Raw genomic sequence first — 19,857 nt, 5'->3', positions numbered from 1 at the left:
CCTATGTTCCAGATAAAGATCATACCCCATACGCTACTGTTCAAACGACCGGCACGCACATCAAGAGGTATTTATACCGGACACAAGGTGTGGTATGTCGTTTTTCAGGACAAGGAAGACGAATCCCATTACGGAATAGGCGAATGTGCTCCGATCCCTGACCTTAGTTTTGAATATAATGCGCGTTACGCCGGAAGGCTGGCTTCTATTTGTAAAATTACAGAAGAAATACAGCGGATCGATATGAGATTGCTCCGCCATTACCCATCGATCCTTTTCGGGTTGGAAACGGCCATGTGGCACTATCGGCAACGATCATGGCAGTTATGGGGATCCACCCCGTTCAGCCGGGGAAAGGAAGGCATCACCATTAACGGGCTTGTCTGGATGGGAGATCATGCCGCCATGATGGATCAGATACAATCCTTACTCTCAAGGGGATTCCGTTGCATCAAACTCAAGATCGGAGCGATGAGTTTCGACCGTGAACTCGACCTGCTGCGTTTTATCCGCAGCCGCTATACAGCGAAGGAAGTGACCTTGCGTGTAGATGCAAACGGGAACTTTGAGTATAAGGATGTCATGGACAAACTCCATCAACTGGCCGAACTCGATATACACTCTATCGAACAACCCATTCAGGACGGACAATGGAGCAATATGTCCGAACTATGCGCAGCCTCTCCCCTGCCCGTCGCTTTGGACGAGGAACTGATCGGGGTCATCCATCCTGCCGGAAAGAGAAAGATGTTAGAAATAATTCGCCCCCAATACATTATACTGAAACCATCCTTACACGGAGGGATAACCGGATGTGAAGAATGGAGCGAAGCAGCCGAAGAAATGGGTATAGAATGGTGGGTAACGTCGGCTCTCGAATCGAACATAGGGCTGAACAGCATCGCGCAATGGTGTGCCACGTTCGACAATACGCTGCCGCAGGGATTAGGCACCGGGACGCTGTACACGAATAATATCCCTATACCTTTAGAGATCAGGGGAGAACAATTATGGTTCGATCCGGAAGGGAACTTTCCCGACAGATCGGAATATTTTTCAGGATATGAATGAAATACGTATCGAAAGCAGAGTCTATGGCCCGGCAGATTTCACGGAGGAGCGGGAAAGCAGTCTTGCAGATACATCCCCTTTCCATCACCAGTTATACCTGTTCCTGAAAGAGTGGTTCTCCAAATCCCCCACACTCCGCCTCCATACTTCAGGTTCTACCGGAACACCCAAAGAGATCACCGTGCGGAAAGAACAGATGCTGCAAAGTGCAAAGATCACCTGCGACTTCTTCGATCTGAAAAAGAATAACAAAGCATTACTGTGCCTGCCGATGGAATATATTGCAGGGAAGATGATCGTTGTACGCGCTCTGTATGCCGGGCTGGATATTTATCCTGTGGAACCGGACGGGCATCCGCTCGCCGCAACAGATATCCCGTTTGATTTTGCAGCCATGATACCGTTACAGGTATATAACTCCCTGCAGATCGGGGAAGAAAGACACCGGTTATCCCGGATCAAACGCCTTATCATCGGCGGAGGAGCCCTAGACGAAACACTTGAAAAAGAGCTGAAAGAATTTCCGAATGCGGTCTACTCCACCTACGGAATGACCGAAACCCTTTCACATATCGCCCTGCGCAAGGTCAGCGGAGCCGAAGCCAGCCGTTATTACACTCCTTTACCATCGGTCGGACTTACCTTATCGGAAAACAATGCATTGGCAATAGATGCTCCTTTGATCGCCGATAAACCCTTTATCACGAACGATATTGCAGAATTTCGGCCGGACGGCAGTTTCCGTATCATAGGAAGAAGAGACAATGTGATCAACTCCGGAGGGATCAAAATACAAACAGAGGAGATCGAGCGGATCTTACATCCTCATATAAACGGGAACTTTGCGATCGCAACCATACCGCATCCGAAACTGGGAGAAGCGATTGTGCTCCTGATAGAACAAACAACCGATCCTGTTCCCGTGTGGAAAGCGATTGAGCAGCTCCTTCCCCATTACCAACAGCCTCTGCATATCTATACTGTGAAAGCTATTCCACAGACAGGGAACGGGAAGACTGACCGCGCGGCAACGAAGCAACTCGCAAAAAAGATTAATCTATCGTCGTCGACAACAAGATATATCCATTAATTTTGTATTTTTGCCTATCTAAACAAAAGGACAAAATGAAGATAGCGCTTATCGGTTACGGAAAAATGGGGCATGAGATCGAAAAAATCGCCCGCGAAAGAGGCCATGAAATGGTGTGCATCATCGATGTGAATGAAGAGGAAAAATTCAATTCTCCCGAATTCAAAAGCGCTGACGTAGCGATTGAGTTTACTTCTCCCGAAAGCGCCTTACAAAACTATAGACAGGCATTTGCCGCCGGGGTGCCGGTGGTATCGGGGACAACGGGATGGCTTGCACACTTCCACGAAATCAAAGAGGAATGTGAAAAGAACGGCCAAACATTTTTCTATGCTTCCAACTTCAGCCTGGGAGTCAATATCTTCTTTGCGCTGAATAACTATCTGGCCGGGCTGATGAACCGGTATCCGGATTATGACGTCCGTATGGAAGAGACCCACCATATCCACAAGCTGGACGCGCCCAGCGGAACAGCTATCACTTTGGCGGAAGGCATCCTGTCGCATATCGACAGGAAAGAGGAATGGGCTTTAGGCAACGATGCTCCGGGCGGGGAGGTACTGCGCATAGATGCTTTTCGGGAGGGGGAAATCCCGGGCATCCATTCTGTAGTTTACGAATCCGATGCCGACACCATCCGTATCACCCACGGTGCGAAAAACCGCAAGGGTCTCGCACTCGGCGCCGTACTAGCTGCGGAATTCACCAAAGGGAAAAAAGGGATTTTTACTATGAGAGATCTGTTAGATTTAACCCGGTAAACTATCGCCTGACAAATATAAAAACTTTGAGGTCAGGCGCATTGTAATAGCATATGTATTTGACTAATGAAATTAAAAAAAATGAGCAATAAACCATCTCACAACCAACAGACTAATAACACCAAAACGTCTCCATCCAATCTACTGACGAGACTTTCGAATACCTCACGCCGGCAATGGGTGTGGTTTGCCGTATGGGTGGCGGCTGCAATCCTGTTTGCCGCATGGGCCGGTTCTCCGTGGATATTGCTTTTTATTATACTTTTCTTCGATATTTACATCACTAAATTCGTGCCCTGGTCTTTCTGGAAAAAGTCGAAAAACAATACATTCAGAAAAACGATGGAATGGGTGGATGCCATCCTGTTTGCGCTGGTCGCCGTCTATTTCATCAACACCTTCTTCTTCCAGAATTACCAGATACCCACTTCGTCGCTTGAAAAATCACTGCTGGTAGGTGATTTCCTGGCCGTAAGCAAACTGAGTTACGGTCCCCGCGCACCGATCACACCGTTGTCGTTCCCTCTCGCCCAGCACACCATGCCGGTGGTCGGAGGAAAATCATATATCGAAAAACCGCAGTGGAAATACAGGCGTCTAAAAGGATTCGGTGAAGTGAAAAGAAATGATATCGTAGTATTCAACTTCCCTACCGGCGACACGGTTGCCTTGAATCGTCAGGCAGAGGATTTCTACTCACTCGTGAAAAGGAATGCCAACGGCAGCGCCGGTGTCCGGTCGGACAAACGCACCTACGGAGAGATTGTCTATCGTCCGGTAGACCGGCGGGAAAATTATGTAAAACGCTGTATAGGACTGCCCGGGGAAACCATCGAGATAAAAAATGATTCCGTATTTATAGACGGAACCCTATTACCTAATCCCCGGCTCTCACAACACAATTATATGATCCATACCGATGGTACCATCATTGCAGCCGATGTTTTCAGTGATTTGGGCATCAATAAAGCCGATTACTTCATACAGGATAATTACGGGCAGGTGGTCCCACGCTCGCAGGAGCTGGCCGGAGCGGATAGTTTGAGTATGGCCGGGATCGGACTACATCCTCGCAACGGCAATAACGGAAGAGTCTATTTCAGTATTCCCCTCACCGCCGGAATGGTGGAGCAATTGAAGGCCAAACCTTTCGTATGGGATGTGATCAAGGAGAAAGAGCAACCCGGCCTAAACTATTACTACCCGCTCGCCTACGATAGGGGCTGGACCCGCGATACTTTCGGCCCGTTATGGATCCCTGAGAAAGGAGCGACTATCACTTTTGATACCGATACCGATTTCAAGGTGGCTGCATATGAACGATGTATCAAGAACTATGAGGGTAACGACTTCGCCTACCGCGACGGCAAAGTGTATATCAACGGGACGGTAGCCGACTCTTATACGTTCAAATACGACTATTACTTTATGATGGGCGACAACCGCCATAACTCCGCCGACTCACGCGTATGGGGGTTTGTGCCGGAAGACCATATCGTGGGACAACCCATCCTTATCTGGCTATCGCTCGAAAAAGATAACTCATGGTTCAACGGTAAAATAAGGTGGAAGAGGTTGTTCCGCAGTGCCAAAATACCGGCATGAAAACAGTACTTCTATCGTCTCTTTACCTGGCACCGGTAGAATATTACGCGACCCTTTTTCACGCCGGAAGTGCCCTTATAGAGATCCATGACAATTACCGGAAGCAATCGTATCGCAACCGGTGCGTCATTGCGGGGGCGAATGGACCCCTCTCCCTGAGTATCCCGATAGAAAAGCCGGAAAAAGCGGAAAGCCGGATGAAGGATATATGTATTGCCGAGCACGGAGACTGGCGGCACCTGCACTGGAACGCCATTATCTCGGCATATAACTCCACACCTTTTTTTCAATATTTTGAAGAGGATTTCCGCCCCTTTTACGAAAAAAAATTCCGGTATCTGCACGATTTCAACGAACAGTTACGCCGGCTTATCTGCCGTTGCATCGATATTGAGACACCGGTCGATTATACTCAGGAATACATGAAGACCCTTTCCCCGGACACTGTTGATCTACGCGAGACCATAGACCCGAAAAAGCCTTCCGGTTACGAACCCCCCGGATACTATCAGGTTTTTGCCGGAAAGCTGGGATTTACCCCCAACCTGAGCATTATCGACCTGCTATTCAATATGGGAAATGAAGCAAGAATTTATCTGATAAATAGTCCCGTATTACAACACTAACATATCCGTATCCGGGAATTACTTACTGTCAAAAATATATTAAGATACGGATAATAATTCTTTTCCATTCTTGCTTTATTTCAATTCATCATCATTTTTTTCTACTTTTGTAGCCGGAAAGAACGGAGGGTTCACTTTCGACAGGATATATCAGTAAATGAAGGCCTTCGGAACTTGAATAAAAAGATTATGATGCATCACAAGACAAGGGTACGCTTTGCACCCAGCCCTACAGGGCCGCTGCATATCGGCGGGGTACGGACGGCGCTATACAACTATCTCTTTGCCAAACAGCAGGGAGGGGATTTTATCCTTCGGATTGAAGACACCGACTCCACCCGGTTCGTGCCGGGTGCGGAGGAGTATATCCGGGAAACTTTCGACTGGCTGAACCTGCCGTTCGATGAAAGCCCCGCGAAAGGAGGCGATTACGGACCGTATAAACAATCGCAACGAAAAGAGATCTATAAAAAATATGTCCATAACTTGCTCGACGAAGATGCAGCCTATATCGCGTTCGATACTCCGGAAGAACTGGAGGCCAAAAGGGCGGAAATTCCCAACTTTCAGTATGATGCTTCCACCAGGGATAAGATGCGTAATTCTCTTACACTGACGGAAGAAGAGATGCAGGCCTTGATAAAGGAGGGAATACAATATGTTGTCCGTATCAAAATAGATCCCGACCGGGAGATCATTGTCGACGATATGATCCGTGGCAGGGTGGTTGTCAATTCCTCGGTACTCGACGACAAAGTGATCTATAAATCGGCCGATGAGCTGCCCACCTATCACCTGGCCAATGTGGTGGACGACCACCTGATGGAGATCACGCACGTGATCCGCGGGGAAGAATGGCTTCCCTCGGCGCCCCTGCATGTATGGCTCTACAGGAGTCTGGGCTGGGAAAAGCATATGCCCCAATTCGCCCATCTGCCGCTCCTGCTTAAACCGGAAGGAAACGGCAAACTGAGCAAACGCGACGGCGACCGCCTCGGATTTCCCGTTTTTCCATTACAATGGACAGACCCGAAAACGGATGAAGTGTCGTCGGGATACCGCGAAAGCGGCTATTTACCGGAAGCCGTCATCAACTTCCTCGCTTTCCTAGGATGGAACCCGGGCACTGAGCAGGAGATATTCTCACTGAACGAACTGGTACAGGCATTCTCTTTCGACAGATGCAGCAAAAGCGGCGCCAAATTCGATGTGGAAAAGGCCAAATGGTATAACCATCAATATATCCTGCGAATGTCCGACCATGACCTGGCTGAACTGTTCATGCCGGTTCTGCAGGAAAAAGGGATTTCCGTATCCGTGGAGCAAGCAGAGAAAGTGGTGAGCTTGGTAAAAGAGCGTGTCCATTTTATCAGTGAATTATGGGATCAATCCTGCTTTTTCTTTGTCGCACCCACGACTTATGATGAAAAGACCGTCCAAAAACGTTGGAAACAAGAGACTCCGGAACAGATGAAGCAACTCAGTGCATTAATGGCAGGGATGGACGATTTTTCGGCTGAAAACCAGGAGAAAACCGTAATGGATTGGATCCAACAGAACCAATTACATACCGGAAACGTTATGAATGCATTCCGGTTGGCAATAGTAGGTGCCGGAAAGGGGCCCCATATGTTTGACATTACCGGAGTAATCGGAAAAGAGGAGACACTGCGCCGTTTAGAACGGGCAATATCCATCCTTCAATTACATTAGGCATTTCTCGCAACGGCATAATACAAACAAGTTTGTCTTCTGCTCATATTGCTTAACGAAAATATTCACTAAAAGTTAGATTGTTTCAAATACTTCAGACTATTTCTTGCCATGGATGCAAGCAATCCTGCTTTCAGTTCAGTCAGCTTATTGAAATAGTTCTGCGTTCTGCAAAGCAAATATTAATTCTGTATAACGGCAATGGATATCGATTTTGTGATCACCTGGGTTGATATGGACGACCCGAAATGGAAGGCCGATTTTGCAAAGTATTCGGGCAAGATCGACAACTCAAAGAATGAGGTGTCGGAAGCCCGTTTCCGGGACTACGGCTTTCTGAAATATTGGTTCAGGGGGGTGGAAAAATTTGCCCCATGGGTCAGGAAAATACATTTCGTCACCTGCGGCCAGAAACCGGCATGGCTTAACGCCGACCATCCCAAACTGGCATTGGTGAACCATAGCGATTATATCCCGACAAAATTCCTACCCGTATTCAACTCTTCACTTATCGAGATCTATCTGCATAAGATCCCCGGTCTGGCAGATCGTTTTGTTTACTTTAACGATGACTTTTTCATCATTGACCATATCGGAGAGGACCGTTTTTATTCTGATGGACTGCCCAATGATATTGCGGCTTTTCGCCATAATTCGGGGATGGGGCTATGGTCGAAATGCCTGAAAAACAATCTCAGGATTATCAACGAAAGATTTGATAAACGTGAGGTTTTAAAGCGTGACCATGAGAAATGGTTTCATCCTTCTTACGGCAAAAAAGCCAATCTGACAAGATTGCTGAAACCTTACGGGAAATTTGTGACGCTCATTACTCCGCATAATGCCCAACCTTACCTCAAATCGACTTTTGAAGAGGTCTGGGATTACGCCGGGGACAAACTGACCGCGGTATCGGCCAACCGATTCCGCAGCCCCGGGGATTACACCCAGGAGTTGTTCCGAACGTGGCAGATCTGCCGCTCGAACTTTGAGCCGTACAACACTTACGATAATACAAAAATGTTCCCGCTCATACTTCGGTCGAAGCAGGCGATAAAAGCCATCTACGATCAGAGTTACAAGCTGGTCTGTCTCAACGACAACGCCCATATCAGGAACTATACGCAGGTGATGCAGGAGATAGAAAAAGCTTTTGAATCTATTTTACCCGAAAAGTCGACTTTCGAGTTATGACCAATAGACAATAACAAATAGTCCATACACACAAATGAAAGATATTCCATTGGTTTCAGTCATCATCCCTGTTTATAACGGGGAACAATATGTCGAATCCTGTCTGGATAACATCATGGCTCAAACATATAAAAATTTAGACATCATAGTTGTTGATGATGGATCTACGGATCGGTCCGCTGCGATTGCCCGGAAGTATCCGGTGAATCTCATCCGGCATGAAAAAAACCAGGGTCTTTCAGCAGCCAGAAATACGGGAATCGACGCGGCAAAAGGCGAATATATCCATTTTATGGATGTGGATGACGGTATTAATACCGACTATTACAAGGAGATGGTGAAAGCAATCACGGAAACCGGAGCGGATATAGCATGCGGAGGGATGGTAAACGAAAAGCGCAGATCCAAAACACAGCTTTTCAGGAAAAGGAAGGTATATACGTCGACTCAGGGTAAATTGAAAATAACCTATGTAGGTAAATGGGGTTATGTGTGGCGATATCTGTTCAAGCGGGATTTCCTTAAACAATATGCGTTTCGTTTTGAAGAAGGGCGGTTTATCGAAGATATGATATTCTCATTATCTGCCATGTATCATGCAAAAAAACTGGTCGTAGTCCCTAATACAAAGTATATGTATTATAACAGGGAAAATTCCATCATGAACAGAAGAGATGAAGAACACCTGAAAAAGAGACGGCAGGATTGGGAGCACGTAAAGGCTTTCCGTAACGAATTTTCTGCAAAATACGGAATTAAACTTCCCGGCGTTCACACGGGCAGAATTGCTTACGTCATCAGAAAACTGGTTGCAAGTATACGGTACAGGGAGTAATTAATTGTCAAGGCCGGTAAATTCTCTGACAAAAGAATGGAAACGGTCAGCCGAACCATCTTTGTAATAAGTCATTTTATGTATATTACTCTTCTGCAATATATCCCGGAACGACATCAGGGGGAGAGCCGACGGATCGAGTAATTTTGCCTGTACAAGGTGAGGGATAAAGTCACTTACAACCGGACATCGCTTGTCAGGCACATACTTTTCCATTAGTTCGTTATATAATATCTGAAAGAAAAAATATGCCAACGCCTGTTTCTGGGTTTTCCAATAATAGAGCATCAGGTCCATTAATATCCGAATCACTTCACTATCCTTTTTGGCAAAAATAATGCTATTCAATATTTTAACCCTGAAGCCGGGCTTCCACCCCCAATAACGGGAGAAAGGGCTTTCAAGGATTTTTTTATTTTCCTCGTTGTCATCCCGTTGAAATACAAAATAATCGGGTTCTCCATATTCTTCGGGAAGAGGAGCAGTGAGCAGTATGGTAGCGTCAAGCCATACGCCGCCGTATGTATTCAGGAGAGCCAGCCGCAACAAATCCGAGAAAAAGGTGTGGCTTAATTGCCTGTTCTCCAGTTTCTCCCACACAAAACCGGGTAAGTCTATATAATCTTTAACCGTGTCATCGCAAAGACGTACTACTTCATATTCCCCTTTATATTTGTCTACCGATGCAAAGCAGATCCGGACCACTTCGGGCAGTGATTCTTCATCGATACCCTGTCCCCAGTATTGCCAGATAACTTTTTTGTTTTCCGGAAACTTCCTGAGGGGAACAAATGAATATTTTTCGATTTTTCCGTCGAAATATGCGCGGATGACCGGATTCCAGAAATCAGCCACTTGCCGGTGCTTATTCAATATCATTTTCTCACGCATATGTCCCCATATTTTCCGGAAAAGGGGAAATTCTTCAGTTCTACTCATATCAATAAATTATGGTGCGGCGTACAGTTTCATGTATTCTTCAAAGTGTTTCCCGTATGAAAACGAATGGGCATATTCTTTTTGTTTCCGTATCAAATCCTTGTCCCGATAAAACTTCTCCAGATTTTCGTCGAGTAACTGCTTCATTTCCTGCGGATGGAAATTGTTCCAGAAAAAGGCAAAATTGCCTCCTATTTCCTCCAGACTGGTTTCCCGGGATGAAAAAACGGGTTTGCCGAACTGCATGGCTTCAATGACCGGGAGTCCGAATCCCTCGAACAGCGAAGGAAACAGGAACGCTTCACAATTGGCGTAAAGCCAAACCTTTTCTTCTTCCGAAACAACGCCCAAAAGAGAAACATTTCTTATTTCTTCCGTTTCAATACGTTTTTCTATCATTCCGCCATATTCTTCCGGGCTGCTATCTCCGGCTATATAAAGATGCTTGTCGGGCATGAGTTTCATCATATCGAGCAGGACGTGGAAGTTTTTTTTCTTCATGATAGTTCCAATCGTAAAGAAAAACGGCTTTTTAATTTCCCTACCGTGTTTCACCGCCGGCTTTCCCACGAGGCTTTCAACGCCATTATAAACGACCTTGCATGTTTTGCCGTCCATTATCAGATTCTTCTGTGTTTCCTGTTTTGTAAATTCAGAAATACAAACAATTTCATCCGCACGACGGACTTTGCGCTGCAACCGGCGGTGTTTCCGCGCACGTTGTTCTCCCGTGGTTTCGTAGAGATAATTCAGGTCGTGTATCGTGAGTATGAATTTCGTCCACGAGTAAGCCGGTTTGAACCGGCTCAACTGATGGGTGGCATGCCATACATCGAATGCCGGGAACAGGTAGCGGCAATGTTTCATGAGCCAGCTTGAAGAACTGATATAGCGAACTTCACGACCAAACATGCCGAACATTTTCCGGGGCATGAGAAGCGTCAAGGAATAATCCGCTTCCTTTCTTTTATAATTTTCCCTGAAATAGTTACCATACGCGAATGCAACCTGTTTCAAGCCACAGTAAGTGTTGCTTAACTCAGACAAATCGACCAATATCTTTTTTTGTTTTCTCTTTGTTTTCCACATATCCACTGTTTGAACGGGACTCCCTGTTTGAAACACCGTATTTTTACCCATTTCCTGCCGTTTATTCTTCGTTCGACTATTTCAAAGGGAGGCTTCTCGGTCCATTCCCACATAATCGATGGCGGCATCAAACTTTTTCAAAATGCTTTCCCATTGATAATTTCTCTCCACGTACGACCTACCGTTTTGCGCGATAACCTGTCTGTCGCGATCAGATAGGTTGAGTATTCTATTTACCTGTCCGGCAAAATCTTTCCCGTCATAATATACGAACCCCGCCTGGCTCTGCTCAATATGGTGCCTCAGCACCTCGCAACGGCCGTTGGCCAAAACCGGTTTTCCTACCGACATTGCTTCCAGTGTAACCATCGACAGGCTTTCGTAGCGGGAAGGGATGATCAGGCCTTCGCAATGCTGCAGGTAATCCAGCTTCTCTGCCTCGTCTACAAACCCGGTAAAAATAATATTATCGTGCTCTACGGGATTGTCCATGTAATTCTTGCCGATCATTACGAGTTTTACCTCCGGTTTATTCATCTTAGAGAAATAATCTATCAGTTCCAGACATCCCTTACCTATATCGATGCGTCCGATATAAACAAAATAGGGAGAACCGATCGGAGATTCCGTATTTTCGGCCGGTACCGGACGATCGAAGCCGACGCCTGCAATGTCCGAACGGATTGTTCGCGTAATGGGATGGGCAGATTCTACCAAATGTTTTTCACTCTCCGTATTGTACATGATAAATCCCGGCAGGGCGAACATTTTATTGTAACCTGAAAGATAGAGCATCGGCTCATCATGTGCCAACGGAATAAGGATGCTTTTGCCGGATGCTTTCTGCAAGCCGAAATAAGTGGGATAGAACGGATAATTTAGAAAAATAAACGCCTTATATCGGTCTTTCTCCTGTTCTATATATGAAATCATCCCCTTGCAGACAGGACCGTCATTCTCTATCCAGTCTTCAAATATCCGGTCGTGATCTTTCCTTCTCCTGTATCGTAGGCGCCTGAGCGAAAGGGTGATAATATTGGCGAATGTATATCCTGTATGGTAATACTTCCAGTTTCCACGGAGATAACGGCCTAACCAGCGGGGCGTTTTCGGGTTTACTCTTTCGTGTGTAAACCGCAATACCCGTATGCCGTCCAGCACCTCTTCACCTGCAGGGTAATAGTTATCCCACACAGGAAAATTCAAAGCGCGGGATGTGAGGACATCCACTCCATACCGCGCTTTCAGGCGCTCTGCCAGCATCCGGGCGTGCTCTTCCGCCCCTCCGCTAACCTCTTTGCCGTATCGCTGTACAACTATTGCTATTTTATCCATAATATACTGGCTGTGCATATAATCCGACTAAATTAATATTTATAAAACAGGCATGCAGATATTTGACCGATATCATTTTTAACTGTAAAGGTAGTTTTTTTAATCAATGACAGAAACATGAATGTTGCACTCTTTATTATATTTCTCTTTTATCTCTTTAAAAATTTCAAGATATTTTAGACCATATTTTAAATCAGGCTCTATATAATTACCCTCACCCCATTCATTCCACGATTTAATAAAACAAAACCGTTCTCCAGTCTTGTTCTTTAACACTGAAAAGACATTTTCAAGATGCTCTTTGAATACTTCAGGAGTAGAATCTTGAAGTAAATTCCCTCCCGATCTGCTTCTTGGAGTATGATCCCAATTGGGTATAATAGTTGGAAAAACGTCACTATTACTATCTTCCTGGGTGATAAAATATTTCATGGCTTTCTTATATTTGAAAATATGGGGTCTATGGGTCAATGATCTATATTTTTTTAAAACCTTATTTATAAAACCCCTGCGATAAAATAATTTAAAGAGTCTTACAGAATTAAACGCATCAAAGCCTTTATTTACCATTTCTGCCCTACTTCCCCAAGGATTACCATATTGCCCTATAAAAAAAACGCCTTTTTACCCGTTTTCAATGGCGAGCGATTGCCATTTTCTTATAAAATTCTCGATATCGGGAAACTCTAACGGTTTATAAATCATAAAAGCGGGTTTGCCTTCAATCTTTATATAACGGGGATCCTTAAATGCACCCAAAAGAGCATGGAAATGCCTCTCATATTCCTGTTCATCTCCATATTTTTGTTCAATAAGCATCTTTTTGGAGTAAACGCCCTCATAACTCCAAAATTTGGAGTGCCAACTCTCATTTGCCCAACAAAGCATAAAGGGAAAATCCGGACTGCCGGAATTTAGCACTTCATTGAACGGCCTCTCTAATAGCTGTTTTCCTTCACCAAACCAGTAATGGTAATAACAAAAGCCATCGATACCATATTTTTTTGCCATCTCTGCCTGGGCAATTCGCGCTTCGGGCAATCGTAAATCATAATATCCCAGATCGGCAGGCACTTTTGGTTGATCGTGACCTCTAAACAGAGGTTTTGCCTTCCCTACATTTGTCCATTCGGTAAAGCCTTTTCCCCACCACTGATCATTCTCCGGTATCGGGTGATATTGTGGGAGATAGAAAGCTATTGCTCTTATGTCATTTTTTTTATTATTCACAATGCTTTAATGAAATGAAAATCAAAAATACTATCTTGCATTCAAGGCAGAAATGAACCTGTCTGCCTCTTCTTTCACTATTGAAACCGGAAGATCATATACAAAATCCGGATATTGAATTACACGAAAATCCTCAATATCAAAAATACCTGAATAGGGCATATATTTATCAAAATTACCGTATTTCCCCAGTAAAATAAGGCTTGGCGTTCCCAATGCGTTTGCAAAATGAGCCATACCGCTATCTATTCCAATGAAAAGAAAACAGTTTTTCACAACGAGAGCAATATCCTGAAATGTCAGTTTGCCACATAACGACGTAATACAGTTTTTTCCGGATAAAACCGGCGACAAACCGATTTCGATGAAAGTAAAATCGGGGAAAGAAGAGATCAGTTGATTCCATTTACCTATATCCCAATTTCGAGAAATATCATTAGCCTGAGGATGCACCACAATATATTTATCCGGCAATAAATAATTGAAAGAAAGTGTATGCTGAACCAAAAAAAGTTGAGGCCGAATATTTAATCGAGGCAATTTGCCAACCATGCAAAAACTTTCCAATAAACATCCATAATTATAATAGTTCTCAAATCCGATATGTTTTTGGGACGATTGATTGCTCAAATAAAAACGGGAACATTGCCTGCCGTCAAAATGCAGGTTATATACATGCGGCAGATGGGTGAATTTATCAAGATATACCCATTCGGAGAGACAACTCAGGTCTATAATTTCATCTACATTCCTAAACATCAACAGAAGCTCGTGGTATTTTTCATTTATTAGCCAGACCACTTTATGTTGATATGTTCTTTTCAACCAATAAGAAACCGGTTCACAGGCAATAATATCGCCTATATGCTCGGTAAGCACAATGACGGAGACATTTCCCTCTTCTTTTCGAATATATTTTTTTAAATATCTCCTGATCTTCAGAACTCTTGGGATCAGAATGATAGAGTAGAGTCTTTTTCGTCTTTCCCGCGCCCGCATATATTTTTTCAATATAATTTATCAATAATGGAAGTGGTGGAGAATCCTTCCAGAAAAGGGATGATAACAATTTCTTTGGCAAATTCCCGGCCAACGATATCCTCAATTGCATAATCGCCTCCTTTCACCAATACATCGGGACAAATGGTTTTAATTAACTCCAGCGGGGTATCGTCTGCAAAAACTGTTACGTAATCAACACATTCCAATGCACTTAAAATAATACTGCGGGAAGCCTCATCATTAATGGGACGAGACGGTCCTTTTAACCTTTTAACCGAATCATCGGAGTTTACTCCGACTATTAATATATCTCCTAATTTCTTTGCTTCCTGCAAACAGGATACATGCCCTTGATGCAAGATATCAAAACATCCGTTGGTAAATACAATTTTAGAATGCATGCCCTTTAGTTTTTTTACGATTTCCTGAACATCATCTGCGGATATGACTTTTTTATTATTTTGTCTTTTCAGTATGCCCGTTTCGAGTTCATCATACAGTATTGGGGATGTTCCTATCTTGCCGACCACTATCCCTGCGGCTTTATTCGACAGGTTTATCGCATCATGTAAGGAAAATTTTGCAGCCAAAGCGGCAGCTAAAACGGCGACAACGGTATCTCCCGCTCCCGAAACATCAAAGACTTCTTTAGCTTCCGTAGATATATGTACGGATGTTTGTCGGTCTATAAAAGACATTCCCTTTTCAGATCGTGTAATTAATAAAGAGTGTATGTTGTATTTATTTAGAATAAACCGGCCTGCAATATGTATGGGATTATCTCTGTTTTCAACCTCTTCCCCATAAATATCGGATAATTCTTTTAGATTTGGGGTTACGATGGTTGCATTTTCATATTTATGCCAATCAAACCCTTTGGGATCTATTATGATTGGTTTATTGTATCGGGAAGATAATTCAATGGCGTTTTTACATATAAGTTCATTACATACTCCCTTCCCATAATCTGAAACGACCACAACATCAATTTCCGGAATGAGTTTTTCCATTGCTTGCGTCAATAACAGTTCTTCGTCGCGGGAAATGGAATGGAACTCTTTTTCAAAATCAAGTCGCGCTATTTGTTGATTATTTCCGAGAATCCTGATTTTTGTAACAGTAGATTCTAATGTCGGGAATAAAACATTTTCTGCTTTTAGATCCTCAAACATTTTATTCACCAGCTTCCCATTTTCATCGTTCCCAATAAGGCCCAAAACAGTGGGATTGCATTCGATGCCCATCAAATTACGCGCCACATTTGCGGCTCCTCCCAAAACACTATAAGTATTATTTACTCTGACAACCGGAACAGGGGCTTCGGGTGATATTCGTTTCACATCCCCAACATAATACGTATCAATTAAAATATCTCCAATAATGAGAATTCTTTTTCCGCGAATTGCTTCAAGTTTCATACGATTATTATCCTTTTATATTTCGGTTTCATATAAACTGTTTTATTAATAGGTTTGCCCAATAAAGCAATGAATTATCCTTAGTAACTAAGAAAGATGCGACTCCTGCATTTTCGCCGCATTCCACATCCGATAACTTATCTCCAAACAGATAGGAGGCACCCACATCGATATGATATTTCCTTATTGCTTCAAGAACCATAACAGGAGAGGGTTTACGACAAATACACTTATCTTCGGGAGCATGCGTACAGATGAAGAATTCTTCAATATGAACATTATATTTTCCCAATTCGGTATTCAATGCGTTATTAAATTTTATGGCATCGGTTAAAGTATAAAAACCCCTGCTTATTCCTGACTGATTTGTAACAATTATTAGTTTGAATCCGTTTTCTTGGAATAGTTTTAATGCCTCACCAGCGCCTGGCAACAATTTCAGGTCGGATAACTTATATACATAGCCGTAATCCACATTTATAGTCCCATCTCTATCTAAAAAAACAACTTTTTGAGTCATTGTATAATTTATTGCAATTCTCTATGAGATTCGTCTAATAAATGGTCCACTATTCCACACATAATATGGCCTAACATTATGTGAATCTCCTGAATCCTTGCAGATTCATAAGAATCGATTAAAAGAACAATATCACTTACATCTTTACATTTACCTCCGGTTTTTCCTAAAAATCCTATTGTTTCTATATTCATATCTTTAGCCTTACGCAGGGCTCTATATACATTTTCAGAATTACCACTCGTGGAAATTCCTATCAATAAATCTCCTTTTGCAGCTAAAGCCTCAACCTGCCTCGAAAAAATTTCATCGAAGCCATAGTCATTCCCTATGGAGGTTAATATGGATGTGTCTGTTGTGAGCGCAATAGCGGGTAACCCTTTTCGTTCTTTTACGAACCTACCGACTAACTCCGCAGCAATATGTTGAGCATCTGCCGCACTGCCTCCATTTCCGCATAGGAGGATCTTATGACCGGAACGTATTGTATCGCATGCTAATTCTCCTATTTCTTTTATACTCCTTAGCATCACTTTGTTCTTCAATAATTCCTGCCTTAGTATAATCCCATTCTTTATTGCTTCAATAATATATTTGTCCATGTAAAAAAATCAATTCTGACCGGAGAATTTACGTATATTAATTCGTATCATTCACAATCTATTCATTAAAGAAAGATATCACTTTACTTTATCTTACATCTCAAAGGAGGATTTCTCCGGAAAAAGAGTCTTCAGAAAAGGCCTCACCCTGTTCCTGTCGGCATCAGTAGCATGATGACTGTCGTTAAGGCAAAAAAGAATCGGCTGATACCTGTTAATAAAGTACATATAATCGGGCTTTTGCAGTCGTATCCTGCATGACTCCCTTCTACCTACGTAACACAACTCCCCCCTCCTTACAGCTAAAGCATAGTAAAGGTAAATAATCCGCTGAATATCGTCCTCACTTCGGAGATGATGGGTTATGGTGGAATGTATCTCATGCCGGAATATCTTTTCGGAAACAAGCCGATAGTCCGATTTCAGATAAGAGTCGATATTGTGATGAGGAGTTCCTGAGTAGTATCTCCCGAATTTCTTCTCGATGAGCGAAGCGGCCCGATCAATGGTCTTCCTGTAAATATTGGTGTGTATATTAAATACTTTTTTCCCTTTGTTGATCCATTTACCGCCAAAAGTGCGTTGCAATCTCACAACAGGAAAACCTTCACTTGTAAAAAAGAAACCGGGAGTAACCTTCACATTGAAAAACATATCGTCGTTCGCATACAAAAAATGCTCCGATAGATCCGGAATTTTATACAAAAAATGTTCAATGATAACAGAGTTGTAACAAGGTAAAGCTTCGGGAGGAATAAGTTCGCGTATATCAACGATTTTGATTTTCCCATTTTGCAAATCCAGCCAGTCCGGCTTTTGCCCGTCCGTCACAATGAAGATGTTGTGAATCCACGGCGCATATTTTTCTGCCGATCGCAACGAATACTTCAACTCGTCGTTATTCGCATTGCGCGCTTTGGTTGTAGCCTCTGTATTCAGAGCTACGTTTTCCCCTAAAAACCGTTTTTTTCTGGCGACCCATTCTGCGTCGTTTCCGTCAACCCACAGATAAACCAGGTCAATATCAAACTGTGGCATACAATTTCTCATATTCTTCAAAGTGTTTCTCATACGAAAACGAATGGGCATATTTTTTTTCTTTCTGTGCCAAATCCTTATTCTGATAGAATTTTCCCAGATTTTCATCGATCAACTGCTTCATTTCCTGCGGATCAAAGTTTTCCCAAAAATAGGCAAAATCACCGCCGATTTCTTTTAAACTGGTTTCCTGAGATGCATGGCTTCGATGACAGGCAGACCGAATCCTTCAAGTTGCGAAGGAAACAGAAACGCTTCACAATTCGCGTAAAGCCAAACCTTTTCTTCTTCCGAAACAGTTCCTAAAAGAATAACATTACTTATTCCCTCTCTTTCAATGCGGTCTTTTATCATTATACCGTATTCCGTATTGTCGTTGCCGGCAATATAAAGATGTCTCTCGGGCATAAGTTTCATCATATCGAGTAAAATGTGGAAGTTTTTCTTTGGCCGAAAAACACTTATGGAAAAAAAGAACGGCTTTTCTATTGGGTAACCAGGTTTGCAGGCGGGCTTTGTAGAAATTTCTTCAACACCATTATAAATCAGGACAAGGCGTTTTCCATCTAAATTAAAATGATTCTCAATTTGTCTTTTGGAAAAATTTGAAATTGTAGTAACAATTGAAGCCCTCTTTATATGTCTTGCAAGCCGGCGATAGTTTCTTGCTACACGTTTTTGCGTCTTCTCATATTCAAGGGATAATACATTGAGATCGTGGATTGTGAAAATATATTTTGTTGATTTCGAATGAGGTTTGAATCGCACAGGAAACTGCAAATTATGCCAGATATCAAATTTAGGAAATAGATAACCACAATGTTTTCTAAACCAATTTGATGAAGATATATACTTTACCTGGTTACCAAAAACTCCGAAATACTTTTTAGGAAGCAGCAGAGTCAACTCATAATCAGAGGCTTGAACGCTGTAATTTTTCTTAAAATAATTACCGTAATTCAAAGCTATCTGTCCGTATCCGCGATACAAATCTTTCATATAAGATAAATCGACCAATATGCTTTTTTGTTTGTTCTTCATTCCTTTGTCATTACGCGGACCATCACATCCATTTTTAACTGCAAAAGTAGTTTTTTTTAATCCAATTACAGAAACACGAATGTTACACTTCCTTAAAGGACTTTCTCTCTCTCTCCCAGATACTCGTAAAAACTTAAAACAATTCCCGGTTTTAATTGTTGTATAAAAAATCTACAATCTACAAAGTTAGCATCCGGAGGAATGAATAACAGGTCATCCAATAAAAGAAAGGTAAGGATCAAGACAAAAATATTCGTCCCGTTGGTCTTTATTATCGCTGTACTTTTTATCACCTATTTTTTTCCCCGTCAGGGCAGTTTCAAGTATAATTTCAATGAAGGCAGGCCTTGGCAATACGGGCTTCTCACCGCTCCGTTCGATTTTCCTGTGTATAAACCTGCTGAGCAACTGAAAGCGGAACAGGACAGCATCCTGGAGTTTTACGAGCCTTATTTCGAGATTGATGAGGAGGCCCACAGAAATGCCCTCGCCGACTTCGATGCGGATGTAAACCTGAAGGCCAGGCTCGCCGAACTTTCACCCGAATACAAACTCTATATCCGGAATAAATTAAATGAGGTCTACGACAATGGCATTATGCGCTCGGAAGATTATGACCGGATCTATAAGTCGCGTACCCAGACATTGCGTATCAAAAAAGGGAACGTGGCTGAATCCAGAAAAGTGGAAGATTTTTTCACCATTCGTTCTGCCTACGAAAAGGTACTCAGTGATGTTCCGTCCAGTA

The 19,857-nt window shown here is 43.0% G+C and carries 18 protein-coding genes and 2 pseudogenes; 9 read left to right on the top strand and 11 right to left on the bottom strand.

The window, feature by feature from the left end:
- The first annotated feature begins 3 nt into the window (after positions 1-3).
- From Q0502_RS16565 to Q0502_RS16530, 8 genes are all read left to right on the top strand, one after another.
- Complete coding sequence (locus Q0502_RS16565; RefSeq protein ID WP_298653228.1) at positions 4-1,071, top strand: o-succinylbenzoate synthase; 1,068 nt, start codon at positions 4-6, stop codon at positions 1,069-1,071.
- Positions 1,064-2,161, top strand: a complete 1,098-nt coding sequence (locus Q0502_RS16560; RefSeq protein WP_298653223.1) for an AMP-binding protein — start codon at positions 1,064-1,066, stop codon at positions 2,159-2,161. Before Q0502_RS16565 ends, Q0502_RS16560 begins: the two co-directional genes overlap by 8 nt.
- 35 nt (positions 2,162-2,196) lie before the next feature.
- Positions 2,197-2,922, top strand: coding sequence for a 4-hydroxy-tetrahydrodipicolinate reductase (dapB, locus tag Q0502_RS16555; protein WP_298653221.1), 726 nt, complete (start codon positions 2,197-2,199; stop codon positions 2,920-2,922).
- 81 nt (positions 2,923-3,003) lie between these two features.
- Entirely contained in the window at positions 3,004-4,527 is a 1,524-nt protein-coding gene (gene lepB / locus Q0502_RS16550) for a signal peptidase I (protein WP_298653219.1), read from the top strand.
- On the top strand, positions 4,524-5,153 hold the full coding sequence (locus Q0502_RS16545; protein ID WP_298653217.1) for a WbqC family protein: 630 nt from the start codon (positions 4,524-4,526) through the stop codon (positions 5,151-5,153). The genes lepB and Q0502_RS16545 overlap by 4 nt, the downstream gene beginning before the upstream one ends.
- A 189-nt stretch (positions 5,154-5,342) precedes the next feature.
- The gene (gene gltX, locus Q0502_RS16540) at positions 5,343-6,866 is read left to right on the top strand and encodes a glutamate--tRNA ligase (RefSeq protein WP_298653214.1); all 1,524 of its coding nucleotides are present in this window, start codon (positions 5,343-5,345) and stop codon (positions 6,864-6,866) included.
- Positions 6,867-7,067: 201 nt separating this feature from the next.
- Positions 7,068-8,060: a Stealth CR1 domain-containing protein gene (locus Q0502_RS16535; RefSeq protein WP_298653211.1), complete on the top strand. Its 993-nt coding sequence runs from the start codon at positions 7,068-7,070 to the stop codon at positions 8,058-8,060.
- A 34-nt stretch (positions 8,061-8,094) separates the two neighbouring features.
- The gene (locus Q0502_RS16530; RefSeq protein WP_298653208.1) at positions 8,095-8,895 is read left to right on the top strand and encodes a glycosyltransferase; all 801 of its coding nucleotides are present in this window, start codon (positions 8,095-8,097) and stop codon (positions 8,893-8,895) included.
- On the opposite strand, the gene Q0502_RS16525 is transcribed toward Q0502_RS16530, so the two are convergent.
- The 11 genes and pseudogenes from Q0502_RS16525 to Q0502_RS16475 all read right to left on the bottom strand — a co-directional run bounded on the left by Q0502_RS16525 (position 8,896) and on the right by Q0502_RS16475 (position 19,109).
- On the bottom strand, positions 8,896-9,834 hold the full coding sequence (locus Q0502_RS16525) for a capsular polysaccharide synthesis protein (protein ID WP_298653205.1): 939 nt from the start codon (positions 9,832-9,834) through the stop codon (positions 8,896-8,898).
- A gap of 9 nt (positions 9,835-9,843) precedes the next feature.
- Positions 9,844-10,974: a glycosyltransferase family 1 protein gene (locus Q0502_RS16520; protein ID WP_298653202.1), complete on the bottom strand. Its 1,131-nt coding sequence runs from the start codon at positions 10,972-10,974 to the stop codon at positions 9,844-9,846.
- Positions 10,975-11,004: 30 nt separating this feature from the next.
- Positions 11,005-12,258 carry a glycosyltransferase family 4 protein gene (locus Q0502_RS16515; RefSeq protein ID WP_298653199.1) on the bottom strand — a complete coding sequence of 418 codons (1,254 nt, stop codon included), beginning with the start codon at positions 12,256-12,258 and terminating at the stop codon, positions 11,005-11,007.
- A gap of 99 nt (positions 12,259-12,357) precedes the next feature.
- Positions 12,358-13,491: pseudogene (locus Q0502_RS16510) on the bottom strand (glycoside hydrolase family 99-like domain-containing protein).
- Positions 13,492-13,518: 27 nt separating this feature from the next.
- On the bottom strand, positions 13,519-14,499 hold the full coding sequence (locus tag Q0502_RS16505) for a glycosyltransferase family 9 protein (protein ID WP_298653196.1): 981 nt from the start codon (positions 14,497-14,499) through the stop codon (positions 13,519-13,521).
- Complete coding sequence (gene rfaE1, locus Q0502_RS16500) at positions 14,496-15,908, bottom strand: D-glycero-beta-D-manno-heptose-7-phosphate kinase (RefSeq protein ID WP_298653192.1); 1,413 nt, start codon at positions 15,906-15,908, stop codon at positions 14,496-14,498. The genes Q0502_RS16505 and rfaE1 overlap by 4 nt, the downstream gene beginning before the upstream one ends.
- Positions 15,909-15,936: 28 nt before the next feature.
- Positions 15,937-16,428: an HAD family hydrolase gene (locus Q0502_RS16495; protein ID WP_298653189.1), complete on the bottom strand. Its 492-nt coding sequence runs from the start codon at positions 16,426-16,428 to the stop codon at positions 15,937-15,939.
- A gap of 8 nt (positions 16,429-16,436) precedes the next feature.
- Entirely contained in the window at positions 16,437-17,030 is a 594-nt protein-coding gene (gene gmhA, locus Q0502_RS16490) for a D-sedoheptulose 7-phosphate isomerase (RefSeq protein ID WP_298653187.1), read from the bottom strand.
- Between the two features lie 93 nt (positions 17,031-17,123).
- Complete coding sequence (locus Q0502_RS16485; protein WP_298653184.1) at positions 17,124-18,068, bottom strand: Stealth CR1 domain-containing protein; 945 nt, start codon at positions 18,066-18,068, stop codon at positions 17,124-17,126.
- Positions 18,055-18,192: a hypothetical protein gene (locus Q0502_RS16480; RefSeq protein WP_298653181.1), complete on the bottom strand. Its 138-nt coding sequence runs from the start codon at positions 18,190-18,192 to the stop codon at positions 18,055-18,057. The genes Q0502_RS16485 and Q0502_RS16480 overlap by 14 nt, the downstream gene beginning before the upstream one ends.
- Positions 18,193-18,245: 53 nt before the next feature.
- On the bottom strand, positions 18,246-19,109 hold the full coding sequence (locus Q0502_RS16475) for a glycosyltransferase family 1 protein (protein WP_298653178.1): 864 nt from the start codon (positions 19,107-19,109) through the stop codon (positions 18,246-18,248).
- A 201-nt stretch (positions 19,110-19,310) separates the two neighbouring features.
- Here Q0502_RS16475 and Q0502_RS16470 point away from each other — a divergent pair.
- A pseudogene (locus Q0502_RS16470) lies at positions 19,311-19,857 on the top strand (hydrolase); the annotation flags it as partial.

It is taken from the genome of uncultured Proteiniphilum sp., from assembly GCF_937873925.1.
Lineage (GTDB): Bacteria > Bacteroidota > Bacteroidia > Bacteroidales > Dysgonomonadaceae > Proteiniphilum.
Note: the sequence above shows the minus strand (reverse complement) of the source record. Positions and strands in the feature narration are given on the sequence as shown.